At 36.7% G+C, this 12365-nt stretch carries 10 protein-coding genes; 9 read left to right on the top strand and 1 reads right to left on the bottom strand.

Annotated elements, in window-relative coordinates:
- The first annotated feature begins 118 nt into the window (after window positions 1–118).
- From BHF70_RS11085 to BHF70_RS11105, 5 genes are all read left to right on the top strand, one after another.
- Window positions 119–754: a single-stranded DNA-binding protein gene (locus tag BHF70_RS11085; RefSeq protein ID WP_075760271.1), complete on the top strand. Its 636-nt coding sequence runs from the start codon at window positions 119–121 to the stop codon at window positions 752–754.
- A gap of 71 nt (window positions 755–825) precedes the next feature.
- Complete coding sequence (locus BHF70_RS11090; RefSeq protein ID WP_075760272.1) at window positions 826–1314, top strand: cob(I)yrinic acid a,c-diamide adenosyltransferase; 489 nt, start codon at window positions 826–828, stop codon at window positions 1312–1314.
- A gap of 60 nt (window positions 1315–1374) precedes the next feature.
- Entirely contained in the window at window positions 1375–2259 is an 885-nt protein-coding gene (gene dapA / locus BHF70_RS11095; RefSeq protein ID WP_075760273.1) for a 4-hydroxy-tetrahydrodipicolinate synthase, read from the top strand.
- A gap of 13 nt (window positions 2260–2272) precedes the next feature.
- Window positions 2273–3028: a 4-hydroxy-tetrahydrodipicolinate reductase gene (gene dapB, locus BHF70_RS11100; RefSeq protein WP_075760274.1), complete on the top strand. Its 756-nt coding sequence runs from the start codon at window positions 2273–2275 to the stop codon at window positions 3026–3028.
- A 119-nt stretch (window positions 3029–3147) separates the two neighbouring features.
- The gene (locus BHF70_RS11105) at window positions 3148–4236 is read left to right on the top strand and encodes a glycerol dehydrogenase (protein ID WP_075760275.1); all 1089 of its coding nucleotides are present in this window, start codon (window positions 3148–3150) and stop codon (window positions 4234–4236) included.
- 348 nt (window positions 4237–4584) lie between these two features.
- On the opposite strand, the gene glmS is transcribed toward BHF70_RS11105, so the two are convergent.
- On the bottom strand, window positions 4585–6405 hold the full coding sequence (gene glmS / locus BHF70_RS11110; protein ID WP_075760276.1) for a glutamine--fructose-6-phosphate transaminase (isomerizing): 1821 nt from the start codon (window positions 6403–6405) through the stop codon (window positions 4585–4587).
- Window positions 6406–6932: 527 nt separating this feature from the next.
- Here glmS and BHF70_RS11115 point away from each other — a divergent pair.
- From BHF70_RS11115 to clpX, 4 genes are all read left to right on the top strand, one after another.
- A complete protein-coding gene (locus tag BHF70_RS11115) occupies window positions 6933–8975 on the top strand; it encodes an LTA synthase family protein (RefSeq protein ID WP_075760277.1) in 2043 nt (680 codons plus the stop codon).
- 98 nt (window positions 8976–9073) lie between these two features.
- Entirely contained in the window at window positions 9074–10354 is a 1281-nt protein-coding gene (gene tig / locus BHF70_RS11120) for a trigger factor (RefSeq protein WP_075760278.1), read from the top strand.
- 22 nt (window positions 10355–10376) lie between these two features.
- Window positions 10377–10961 (top strand): ATP-dependent Clp endopeptidase proteolytic subunit ClpP, encoded by a 585-nt coding sequence (clpP, locus tag BHF70_RS11125; RefSeq protein ID WP_075760279.1) that lies wholly within the window; start codon window positions 10377–10379, stop codon window positions 10959–10961.
- A gap of 25 nt (window positions 10962–10986) precedes the next feature.
- Window positions 10987–12288, top strand: a complete 1302-nt coding sequence (clpX, locus tag BHF70_RS11130; protein ID WP_075760280.1) for an ATP-dependent Clp protease ATP-binding subunit ClpX — start codon at window positions 10987–10989, stop codon at window positions 12286–12288.
- Window positions 12289–12365: the final 77 nt, after the last annotated feature.

A 12365-nucleotide genomic window follows, 5' to 3' on the forward strand; every position in this document is an offset into this window, starting at 1 on the left:
GCGGCAATGGAATGTCGAAAAACGTTGGAAAACTTTGTCGATGGATTTTTCTTCTATTTGTGATTCATTTGGAATACTCTTTAAAGTATACAAATTGACACAAGAAGGGAGAAAAAGGATGACAGAACAGGGAACCAATCATAATCAAGTGGAGGTGGCAGGAAGAATTCATTCATCTTTTGAATACAGCCACGAGATTTTTGGAGAAGGATTTTATACCGTCAGACTTTTAGTAAACAGATTAAGTGAAGCAACTGACGAGATACCATTATTAATTTCTGAACGTTTAATCGATGTTACAAAAGATTATCGAGGGATGCTGGTGAAAGCATGTGGACAATTTAGATCCTATAACAAACATGAGGAAAATAGAAATCATCTGATTTTATCTGTGTTTGTTCGCGATATTGAATTTCTGGATTCGATGGAAAATGTAAAACCAAATCAGATTACGCTGGATGGATTTATCTGTAAACAGCCAGTATATCGGATGACACCTTTAGGAAGGGAAATCTGTGATATACTTCTTGCCGTAAACCGGTCTTATGGTAAATCAGATTACATACCATGTATCTGCTGGGGCAGAAATGCAAGATTTGCAGGGAACCTGGAAATTGGTTCTAGAATTCAACTAATTGGCAGAATTCAAAGTCGAGAATATCAGAAACGAATAAGCGAAAATGAAACAATAAAACGTATTGCATATGAAGTTTCTGTAAATAAATTGGAAATTCATGAAAAGGATGTAGAATAAATTGGATTTATTGTAGTAAAAATGATATAATAAATCAATATTACAAAAGGAAGATTCTTTGAGGTGAAAAGATGAAAGGACGAGTGGAAGCATACTATGGTTCAGGAAAGGGAAAAACATCCTGTGCTATAGGTCATTGTGTAAAAGCGGCAGGTCAGGATAAGCAGGTTATTATCGTGCAGTTCCTTAAAGGAAAAGATACAGAGGAAATCAGCTTTATCAGAAGATTAGAACCGGAAGTTCAGCTTTTCAGATTTGAAAAGTATGAAAAACAGTACATGAATCTTAGTGAAGAGGAGAAGAAAGATCAGGACCATTATATTTTTAATGGGCTGAAGTATGCTCAGAAGGTTATTGATACAAGGCAGTGTGATGTTCTTGTACTTGATGAGGTACTTGGGCTTTTGGATCTGGAGCTTATTAAGCCGGAAAATCTCATTGAGCTTCTGGAAAACAGGGATGAGGAGCTTGAGGTTATTATGACAGGAAGAAGTTTGCCAGAAGAACTCATAGATTATGTTGATGCAGCCTATTGTATTAATACAGTAAAAGAATCTTAAAAAATAAATAATGTATGTCGTTAGATATATTTCTACATAAGATGATAGGAGGAAAAGAATATGTCAATATTTACAGGTGCTGGTGTTGCATTAATTACACCTTTTAAAGAAGATTTATCAGTTGATTACGATCAGCTTGAAAAGTTTATCGATTTTCAGATTGATAATGGAACAGATAGTATCATTATCTGTGGTACTACAGGAGAAGCTTCTACCATGAGCCACGATGAACAGATTGAAGTAATCGGAGCTTGCGTTTCTCATGTAAATAAACGTGTTCCTGTTATTGCAGGTGCCGGTGCAAATTGTACCGAAGAAGCATTATCTCTTGGAAAGAGAGCACAGGGGGTTGGTGCTGATGCACTGTTGGTTGTAACTCCATATTATAACAAAGCAACACAGGGTGGTCTGGAAGAGTACTATACAACAATTGCCGGTGCAGTTGATGTTCCGATCATTATGTACAATGTTCCGGGAAGAACAGGAACTAATATTCAGCCTAAGACAGCTGTAAAGATTGCAAGGACAGCTGAAAATATTGTTGCTATCAAAGAAGCCAGCGGAGACCTGTCACAGGTTGCTACTGTTGCATATGAAAGCCAGGGAGATTTGGATATTTATTCCGGAAATGATGACCAGGTTCTTCCGGTATTATCTCTAGGAGGAAAAGGTGTTATTTCTGTACTTTCCAATGTGGCACCAAGAGAAACTCATGATATGGTCATGAAGTTCCTGGAAGGGGATGTTGAAGGAAGTAAAGATATTCAGTTAAAATATCTTGAAGTTATTCATAAATTATTCTGTGAAGTAAATCCGATTCCTGTAAAACGTGCAGTGGCTGAGATGGGATATTGTCGTGATATTTTAAGACGTCCATTGACAGAAATGGAAGAAGCAAATGCAGAACTTTTAATAAAGGCAATGAAAGAAACAGGTATTCTTTAAGGAGAAACAGAAGATGACAAAAATTATGATGCATGGCTGCAATGGAGTCATGGGACAGGTAATTAGTAAGATTATTGAAGAAACAGATGATGCTGTAATGGCAGCAGGAGTGGATTGTCAGGATGATGGACATAATGACTATCCGGTATTTACCAATCTTGCAGATTGTAATGTTGATATTGATGCTATCATTGATTTTTCAGCAGCACCAGCAGTGGATGCTCTTGTTGATTATGCAGTGGAAAAGCAGATTCCATTGGTTCTTTGTACAACAGGATTAAGTGATGAACAGCTGGAAAAAGTAAAAGAAGCAAGTACTAAAGTTGCTATTTTACGTTCTGCCAATATGTCACTGGGAATTAACACATTGGTTAAGTTATTAAAATCCATGACAAAACTCCTTGCAGATGCAGGATTTGATATTGATATTGTTGAAAAACATCATCGTAGAAAGCTGGATGCTCCATCAGGTACAGCGTTAGCTCTTGCAGAAGCAGTAAATGAACCGTTGGACAATGAATATGAATTCGTCTATGATCGCAGCCAGAGAAGAGAGCAGCGACCAAAGAAAGAAATCGGTATTTCTGCAGTACGTGGAGGAACCATTGTAGGTGAACATGAAATCATCTTTGCAGGACAGGATGAAGTGATTGAATTAAAGCATACAGCTTATTCCAGAGCTATTTTTGGAAAAGGTGCAGTAAGCGCGGCACTTTATCTGGCAGGGAAACCGGCTGGTATGTATGACATGAGCGATGTTATCGGATAAAATGAAGATGACATAAGTTATTAAGAGAAACCGGATGTTTTGTTTCATCCGGTTTCTTTTTGTTATAATGAATGTTATAATTATAACAAAGGTTAGAACATTTATGATGGAGGTGTATTATGGCACAGATTATCGGTAGTCCAACTCGTTATATTCAGGGAAAAGGAGAATTAAAGAATCTTTGTGAATATGCAAAGAATTTTGGAGAAAGTCTGTTTGTATTGACTAGTGCTTCAGGAAGAAAAAGAGTAGAACCTTCTATCAATGAAGGAAAAGGCGATACAGAGATCACATATGATGTGTTCAATGGAGAATGCTGTATGACAGAAATCAATCGTCTGATTGAAGTAGTAAAAGGTGTGGGAAGTGATATCATTGTTGGTATTGGTGGAGGAAAAATCCATGATACTGCTAAAGCAGTAGCTTATTATATGCACAAACCGGTGATTATCGTTCCAACTATTGCTTCTACGGATGCTCCATGTAGTGCTTTATCTGTTATTTATTCAGATGAAGGGGTATTTGAGAAATATTTATTCCTGCCATCCAGTCCAAATATGGTTTTGGTTGATACAGGTATTGTCAGCAAAGCCCCTGCAAGGCTATTGATTTCCGGTATGGGAGATGCACTAGCAACTTATTTTGAAGCAAGAGCATGTAAACGATCCGATGCTTCCAACTGTGTTGGCGGAAAATGTACTCTGGCTGCAATGAATCTGGCAGAATTGTGCTACAATACATTGATAGATAGCGGTATTCAGGCAATGACAGCAGTAAAAGAAGGAATTTGTACAAAAGCGGTAGAGAATATTATTGAAGCAAATACATATTTATCTGGAATTGGATTCGAAAGTGGAGGTTTGGCTGGTGCACATGCAATTCATAATGGATTGACGGCAATACCGGAAACTCATAAACTCTATCATGGAGAAAAAGTTGCATTTGGCACTCTGGTACAGCTGGTGCTGGAAGATGCAGGGGAAGATGAAATTATGGAAGTCATTGATTTCTGTACAGAAACCGGCCTTCCGATTACCTTAAAAGAACTTGGAATTACAGAAGTAAAACCAGAGCAAATTATGGAAGTGGCAGAACTTTCCTGCGCAGAAGATGATACTATGGGAAATATGCCATTTGAAGTAACACCGGATGATGTATATGCGGCAATCATGGGAGCAGATGCATTGGGAAGATATTATACTGAATAAAAAGAGATTTTCTAAAAACAATAATACAAATGATAATGAAGATTCAAACAAAAAATAACGTTATTGTCAGACTGTAGACAAAGGGGGGTGTTGCAAGATGCAACGCCCCTTAGAATTTACAAGGAAGTTCCACTCGACTAGCGCTTATCTCTCGCAGATGGCTCGGATCCGCTGAGTCTCGGGAACGGCTTTCTCACTAAATTCATTCATCGCCGAAGGCTCGAATTCATTAAGTGTTCAATGCAGAGTATTCTAGGGTAATACTATGATTATGCGGAAAAAGAACCCACGCAGGAACAATCTGCACAAGCGAAGCGCGGAAGCCGTTCCTAGTGGGTTCTTTTGGAGTTACTCTACTGTTACAGATTTTGCCAGGTTTCTTGGCTGGTCTACGTCGTATCCTCTGAATACAGTTACATGGTATGCCAGTAACTGTAATGCTACGGTTACGCCGAAGGTTCCGAATTTATCGTCTACTTCTGGTACCTGAATCAGGTCATCATATAATCCTTCATACTTGGTCATGTCTTTATCTGTTACCATAATTACATGTGCTCCGCGGGCTTTTGTTTCTTCAACGTTTGCCATCAGTTTAGATAAAACATGATCCTGTGTTGCGATGGCGATGATTGGTACGCCTTCTGTTACAAGAGAAATGGTTCCATGTTTTAATTCTCCGGCGTTGTATGCTTCGGAGTTTACATATGAGATTTCTTTTAATTTTAATGAACCTTCACTTGCAATACCATAGTCTAAGCCTCTTCCAAGATAGAATGCAGAGAAAGTATCTTTGATTTTTTCTGCAATGGACTTAATATAATCATCCATTTTCAGGACTTCCTCAACGGTATTAATGGCTTCTTCAAAATGTTTACAGTATTCCTGCATTTCTTCTTCTGTCATCATATTGTTGATTTCAGCCAGTTTCAGAGCAATCAGATACATACCTGCACATTGTACAGAGAATGCCTTTGTACTTGCAACGGCAATTTCAGGGCCTGCATGTGTATAAAGTACATAATCACTTTCACGGGCAATGCTTGATCCTTTTACATTTACGATAGAAATTGTTTTTGCTCCACGTTCATTTGCCAGACGAAGTGCTGCAAGAGAGTCAGCAGTTTCTCCGGATTGGGTTACAACGATAACTAAAGTATGTTCATCTAAGATTGGATTCATGTAACGGAATTCGGAAGATAATTCTACAGTTACAGGAATACGAAGCATAGATTCAATCAATGTTCTTCCAATCAGACCAGAGTGCATTGCAGTTCCGCAGGCTGTTACAATAATACGGTTAATTCCTTTGAAAATATCATCGGAAATGCCATCTGCAGTAAAATCTGCATGACCATTGTGCAGACGAGGCATAACAGTATTGTGAAGTGCTTCCGGCTGATCATAAATTTCTTTCTGCATAAAGAAGTCATAACCGCCCTTCTGAGCAGCAGTTGTATCCCAGTCTACATGGAGCATTTTTGGTTCGATTTCTTCCTGTTCCATAGTGTATAATTTGATTCCGTCTTTTGTTAATACCACGATATGTTCCTCTGGAACAACAAAATAATCTTTGGAATATTTTAACAGAGCTACCATATCAGATGCGATAAATGCACCATCTTCTGTAGAAGTTGCTACCAGAGGGCTTGCATTACGCATACAGTAGATTTCTCCTGGATGATCTTTAAACATAACGCAGAAGCCGTAAGCTCCATCCAGAATTTTATCAGCTTCTTTTAAAGTAGCAAAAGGATCTCCGTTATACAGAGAATCGATTAACATTGCTGCAACTTCTGTATCTGTTTCTGAAACTGCTGTATATCCTTTTGTTTTTAAAGATGCAGCCAGTTCTTTATAGTTTTCAATAATTCCGTTATGAATTAAAGTAATATTCCCTGACACATGAGGATGAGCATTTTTTGTGGTAACTCCACCATGAGTTGCCCAGCGTGTATGACCAATTCCACATGTTCCACTGATATCTTCTGCATTTTCAACTTTTTCACGAAGCTGTGAAACTTTACCAGTTGTTTTAATGATTTTTGTAGTTTCCTGTTCGTTTACTGCAATTCCGGCACTGTCATAGCCTCGATATTCTAACTGTTCAAGACCTCCTACCAGAATTTCTGCTGCCTGCAGTTTACCAGTAAATCCAATAATTCCACACATAATAAAAATCTCCTTATTAAAATTGACATAGCGAAATAATGAAGAGCAAACTATTTTTTTCTTCATAATATTTCCAGTGTTAACTTGTTTTTTATTCATATGCGGTTTTGCCCGGATTATACTGCTTTTGTTTCATGATTACTCATGGCTTTGTGCAGTATATCACATAGACCGGGGCTACGGGAAAGCATCCGCCGAATTTTTCGATCACTTTCCACCTCGTTAACCTTCCGATTGCAGAGAATTAATCTGCTGTTTCCGTATCAGGAAGGTGCATGGCGCTTCGTACACTAATAAACTCCTTTCTATAGATTTTGCCGGATGTTCAAAACCCAAAACCTCCAACGGTAGAATGGTATCATGTATGTTTTAGGAAGTCAAATAATAAGGAAAATGTTTAGAAAAAAATAATATTTAATATTTTTTTAAGAAGTTAAAACTAGATACTTTTCTGCAGGAATGGTATAATATTACGATGATTGTAATGAAATAGAAGAAAGAAAATTTTGTATCATAAGGAGAAAAGTATGAAGGCTTTTTTTAATATACAGCAAAAAGGGAAAAAGATAGGTATGATCATTGTCGAAAAGCTTCGAAATCATCCTTTCTTTTGTAATATTATTTTATCAGTGGTAATGGCTTTCCTTTTGGAAGTTCTCGGACGCCAGACTTTTGATTTAAGTGCAGTAGGATTTGTCGATCAACGAAGTAAAATGTTCATATATAGTGTTCTGATTATCTTTTTAACATATTCGATTGTGTTTATTGTAAAGAGAAGACTTTTTACTTATATAATAGTAACTTTGCTTTGGAGTATTGTTGGAATTGTTAATTTCATGATGCTGAGCTCAAGAAATACACCATTTACTTATGTTGATATTACGCTGATGAAATCAGTACTGCCGGTTATGACTAATTATTTTAGTCCTATGGAGATTGCATCCATGGGAACACTGATTTTGATTCTTCTTGTTCTTCTGGTTGTTTCCTATATGTATCTTCCTATGGAGAAGAATCTGAACCGAAAAACCGGAATTGTGAAGATGCTTTTTATAGTTGTGGTATTTGCAGGAACAACAATCTATGGATTCAAATCAGGAATGCTGGTGGATCAGATTCATAATATCAGAATAGCTTTTAGTGATTACGGTACTCCTTATTGCTTTTCCATTACAGCATTGAAGAATGGAATTGAGAAACCGTCTGATTATTCAGAGAAAAAGATCGAAAGTATCGAGAAGCGGACTAACGATGAAATTGCTAAAAAAGAAGCAGCTGAAAAGAAGAACAATGAGAAGGTAAAAACACCTAATATCATTTTTGTTCAGCTGGAATCACATTTTGATATTACACAGGTAAAAGGGATTTCTTTTAATAAAGATCCATTGGAGAACTTCCATAAATACATGAAAGGTTATTCTTCCGGACAGTTGTCTATGCCATCTTATGGAGCAGGAACTGCTAACTCTGAGTTTGAAACCATCACAGGAATGAACCTGGATCATTTTGGAGCAGCAGAATATCCGTACAAGACTGTTCTTCAGGATACTACTACAGAAAGTATGGCAACTGTATTGAAATCTTATGGATACACAGCACATGCTATTCATAATAACAGTGCAGCTTTCTATGACAGAGATTTGGTCTTTTCACAACTGGGATTTGATACTTTTACTACAAAGGAAAGTATGAATATTAAGAAATGGACAGAAAACGGATGGGCAAAAGATCTGATTCTTACCAGCTGTATTAATGACAGTCTGGATTCTACAGAAAATCAGGATTATATTTACTGTATTTCTGTACAGGGTCATGGAGATTATCCAACAACAGAAATTATTGAAAATCCGGAAATCACAGTTAACGGTATAGAAGATGAAGCCTTAAGGAACAAATATACTTATTATGCAAATCAGGTTTATCAGATGGATCAGTTTGTAGGACGTTTGGTAAAATCTCTGGAAAAAAGAAATGAAGAAACAATTCTTGTGATGTATGGTGATCATCTTCCTAGTCTGGAAATTGAGGATAATGATCTTACTTATGGAAATAAATATGAGACAAGTTACTTTATCTGGGATAATATGAATCTGAAAAAAGAAGATGGTGTTATTGAGGCATATGATCTGGGCTCAGAGATTCTTGATAAATGTAATATTCATAATGGAATCATGAATAGTTTTCATCAGACAAGAAAAGGTACGAAAAACTATCAGAAAGATATGAAAGAACTTCAATATGATATGTTATATGGAAAACGCTATATCTGGAATCAGGAAAATCCATTTAAAGCTACGGATATTACATTTGGAATTAAGGATCTGGTAGTTACCAAAGCTTATGAGACAGAGGACAGTGTATTTATTGTAGGTGATAATTTTACAAACTACTGTGAAGTATCAGTTGGTGATATGCAGATTAATACGACATATCATAATGAACACCTTTTAGAAGTATCAAAGAAGGATTTAAAGGATGGAGATACTTTTACAGTCAGTATTATCAGTAAGGCACCAAGAGTGTTAAGAACATCCAATGCCTATATTTACAAAGAAAAAAACGAAAATTAAGCAAAGAAGTAGTTGTACAGTCTGTAAGGCTTATGCTATAATAATTGAATGTTTGTGAAAATACAATATGATAATAATTTTTAGGAGGATTTATAGAGATGAGTTTGCAAGTGGAGAACTTAGAGCATAATATGGTAAAGGTTACAATCGAAGTAGATGCAGCAAAATTAGATGCAGCAATTACAAAAGCCTTTAACAAAAAGAAAAATCAGTTTAATATCCCTGGTTTCCGTAAAGGAAAAGTACCACAAAAATTAATTGAAAAAGAATATGGAGTTGAAATCTTCTATGAAGATGCAGCAAATATTCTGATTCCAGATGCATATGCAGAAGAAATGAAAGATTGTGATCTGGATATTGTTTCAAGACCTGAAATTGATGTAGTTCAGTTAGAAAAAGGAAAACCATTTATTTTTACAGCTGAACTGGCAGTAAAACCAGAAGTAACTTTAGGTGAATACAAAGGTATCGAAGTAGCAAAAACAAGAGTTACTGTTAAAAAAGATGAAATCGATGAAGAATTAAAGAAAGTTCAGGAACAGAACGCAAGAGAAATCACAATCGAAGACAGAGCTGTAAAAGATGGAGATATTCTGACAATTGATTATTCAGGATCTGTTGATGGTGTGAAATTTGAAGGTGGAACAGCTGAGGATCAGACTTTGGTTATCGGTTCAGGAGCATTTATTCCAGGATTTGAAAATCAGCTGATTGGAAAAGAATTAAACGAAGAAACAGCTATTAATGTAACTTTCCCTGAAGAATATCATGCACCTGATTTAGCAGGTAAAGAAGCTGTATTTGAAGTAAAAATCAAAGCAATCAAAGAAAAAGAACTTCCGGAATTAGATGATGAATTTGCATCTGAAGTATCTGAATTTGAAACATTAGAAGACTATAAAGCAGATATTAAAGAAAAGATCCGTGAAGAAAAGAAAGCACAGGCTAAAACAGAAAGAGAAAACAAAATCGTAGATACTGCTGTTGAAAATGCATCTATGGATATCCCGGAAGCAATGATTGAAGAACAGGTTCAGCAGATGACTGAAGAATTTGCTCAGAGATTAAGCTATCAGGGACTGAATCTGGAACAGTACTTCCAGTTTACAGGAATGGATGCACAGAAATTTGCAGATGATATGAAACCACAGGCAGTGAAGAGAATTGAAACACGCCTGGTATTAGAAGCAATTGTAAAAGCAGAAAATATTGAAGCAAGTGAAGATGACTTCAAAGAAGAACTGGATAAGATGGCAGCTATGTATCAGATGGAAGCTGAACAGTTGGAAAAAATGATTCAGGGACCACAGAAAGATCAGATGATGGCTGATATTGCAGTTCAGAAAGCTGTTGACTTCCTTGTAGCAGAATCAAAATAGGCAAAAATTAGGAGGATGCAGTATGAGTTTAGTACCTTATGTCATTGAACAGACAAGCAGAGGAGAAAGATCTTATGATATTTATTCCCGTCTGCTGAAAGAAAGAATTATCTTTTTAGGAGAAGAAGTAAACGATACAACTGCAAGTTTAGTAGTTTCACAATTATTATTCCTGGAATCTGAAGATCCGGATAAAGATATTAATTTGTATATTAACAGTCCAGGGGGATCTGTAACTGCAGGAATGGCAATTTACGATACAATGCAGTATGTAAAATGTGATGTGTCTACCATGTGTATGGGTATGGCTGCCAGCATGGGTGCTTTTCTTCTGGCAGGAGGGGCTAAAGGAAAAAGACTGGCTCTGCCGAATGCTGAGATTATGATTCATCAGCCTTCTGGAGGAGCACAGGGACAGGCAACTGAAATTGAAATTGCTGCAGAACATATTTTAAGAACCAAGAAACGATTGAATACTATTTTAAGTCAGAATACAGGACAGTCATATGAAACCATCGCCAAAGATACAGAACGTGATAACTGGCTTTATGCACAGGAAGCGTTAGAGTATGGTTTGATTGATAAGGTTGTTGAGAACAGACAATAATAAATAGAAAGATTGAGGTAACCTGGTGGCAAATTATAATGACGATAAAAAAATATTAAGATGTTCTTTCTGTAATAAGACTCAGGATCAGGTTCGAAAGCTGATTGCAGGGCCAAAGGCAAAAGGAGTCTATATTTGTGATGAATGTATTGATATTTGCTCTGAAATTATAGAAGAAGAGCTGTATGAGCAATATTCAGAAGATACAGAAATACATTTAAATAAGCCAAAGGAAATCAAAGCTTTTCTTGATGAGTATGTTATTGGGCAGGAAGAGGCAAAGAAAGTTCTCTCTGTTGCCGTATACAATCATTATAAGAGAATTCTTATGGGCGGTGATTCAGATGTTGATCTGCAAAAAAGTAATATTTTAATGCTTGGGCCAACCGGTTCAGGAAAAACACTTCTTGCACAGACTCTTGCCAAGATGCTGAATGTACCGTTTGCCATTGCAGATGCAACTGCGCTGACAGAAGCAGGATATGTTGGAGAAGATGTTGAGAACATTCTTTTAAAGATTATCCAGGCAGCTGATTATGATATCGAGCGCGCACAGTATGGTATCATTTACATTGATGAAATTGATAAGATTACAAGAAAGTCTGAAAATACATCTATTACAAGAGATGTATCTGGAGAAGGTGTTCAGCAGGCTCTTTTAAAAATTATTGAAGGTACTGTTGCATCTGTTCCGCCTCAGGGAGGACGGAAACATCCACATCAGGAATTTATACAGATTGATACTACAAATATTCTGTTTATTTGTGGTGGAGCCTTTGATGGACTGGAAAAGATCATTGAGTCTCGTATTGGAGAGAAATCCATTGGATTTGGCGCCGATGTAGTCAGTAAAAGACAGGACGATCTGGGAGAATTGCTTAGACAGGTCCTTCCGGAAGATTTTGTAAAATTTGGATTGATTCCTGAGTTTATCGGAAGAGTTCCAGTGAATGTTTCATTAAATCCATTGGATAAAGAAGCACTGGTTCGTATTTTAAAAGAACCAAGGAGTGCATTGGTGAAACAATATCAGAAGCTGTTTGAGATGGATGGTGTTGAACTGGAATTTGAGAATGATGCGTTGGAAGCAATTGCGGAAAAGGCATTACAGAGAAAGACAGGAGCACGAGGACTTCGTGCAATTGTAGAAAAGGAAATTATGGATTTAATGTATCAGATTCCATCTGAAACAGATGTGTCAAAATGCATTATTACCAAAGAAGTAGTAGAAAATGGGGCAGATCCCGTGGTTGAGCGTTCTGAAAAGAAAGTAAAATCTGCTGCACCAAAAAAACGAACGAAGAAAAGCAATCATGAGATTGCATAAACAGGCAAGAGCCTGAAGAAAAAACTGCTTTTGAACAAGATAGTCTTGTATCGGAGCAGTTTTTCTTTTAAAAAGGA

Origin of the sequence: Anaerostipes sp. 494a (assembly GCF_001940315.1) — a bacterium.
Taxonomy (GTDB): Bacteria; Bacillota; Clostridia; order Lachnospirales; family Lachnospiraceae; genus Anaerostipes; species Anaerostipes faecalis.

Bases quoted from the DNA above. Each gene is read 5' to 3' on its own strand.
- tig (WP_075760278.1), top strand. From the start codon at position 9,074: ATGAGTTTGCAAGTGGAGAACTTAGAGCATAATATGGTAAAGGTTACA.
- dapA (WP_075760273.1), top strand. From the start codon at position 1,375: ATGTCAATATTTACAGGTGCTGGTGTTGCATTAATTACACCTTTTAAA.
- BHF70_RS11105 (WP_075760275.1), top strand. From the start codon at position 3,148: ATGGCACAGATTATCGGTAGTCCAACTCGTTATATTCAGGGAAAAGGA.
- BHF70_RS11115 (WP_075760277.1), top strand. From the start codon at position 6,933: ATGAAGGCTTTTTTTAATATACAGCAAAAAGGGAAAAAGATAGGTATG.
- dapB (WP_075760274.1), top strand. From the start codon at position 2,273: ATGACAAAAATTATGATGCATGGCTGCAATGGAGTCATGGGACAGGTA.
- clpP (WP_075760279.1), top strand. From the start codon at position 10,377: ATGAGTTTAGTACCTTATGTCATTGAACAGACAAGCAGAGGAGAAAGA.
- glmS (WP_075760276.1), bottom strand. From the start codon at position 6,405: ATGTGTGGAATTATTGGATTTACTGGTAAACTGCAGGCAGCAGAAATT.
- BHF70_RS11090 (WP_075760272.1), top strand. From the start codon at position 826: ATGAAAGGACGAGTGGAAGCATACTATGGTTCAGGAAAGGGAAAAACA.
- BHF70_RS11085 (WP_075760271.1), top strand. From the start codon at position 119: ATGACAGAACAGGGAACCAATCATAATCAAGTGGAGGTGGCAGGAAGA.